Origin of the sequence: Paracoccus sp. FO-3 (genome assembly GCF_006386455.1) — a bacterium.
Taxonomy (GTDB): domain Bacteria; phylum Pseudomonadota; class Alphaproteobacteria; order Rhodobacterales; family Rhodobacteraceae; genus Paracoccus; species Paracoccus versutus.
In genome coordinates this window covers 1-527 of the sequence record NZ_VCBQ01000301.1, presented here as the reverse complement: position 1 = coordinate 527, position 527 = coordinate 1, and the positions used below count along the sequence as shown (strand labels likewise).

Annotated in this window: 1 protein-coding gene; it reads left to right on the top strand. The window is 68.3% G+C overall.

Annotated features, from left to right (window positions below; all coding sequences use genetic code 11):
* Positions 1–219 precede the first annotated feature (219 nt).
* Positions 220–527 (top strand): DUF736 domain-containing protein (locus FE811_RS27100; RefSeq protein WP_140849607.1); only part of this gene is annotated, 308 nt, incomplete at its 3' end.

Sequence of the window (527 nt, the reverse complement as noted above, 5' to 3'; positions counted from 1 at the left end):
GCCGAAGACCGGCGCAAGCGCCTCGATCGCCTTGACGCAACGGCCGCGTCGAAGTTTCTTCCCCTGGCGGCTGCGCCGCCATTCCTCGCGGGACAAGAAACCTCTCCTTGGCCGTCCAGCCCGCCCGCGGGGCGGGTGCGTCGCCGATCGCCTCCGGCCAAACGATCGCCATCGAGGCCGCATGGGGCGGCTCGAGACAGCCATCGAAGGAGAAACACCATGGCCACCATCGGCAGCTTCCGCAAATCCGGCAACGAATATGCCGGCGAGATCGTCACCCTGAGCTTGCAGACCCGCAACGTCCGGCTGGTGCCGGAGACCCGCGCGACGGGCGAGAACGCACCCAGCCACCGGGTCTATGTCGGCCGGGCCGAGATCGGCGCAGCTTGGGATAAGGTCTCGCAGGACGGCCGGTGCTATCTGGGCCTGAAGCTGGACGATCCGAGCTTCACCGCCCCGATCTATGCCAGCCTCTTCGACGACGAGGACGGCGAGGGCCACAGCCTGGTCTGGTCCCGCCCCGTCCG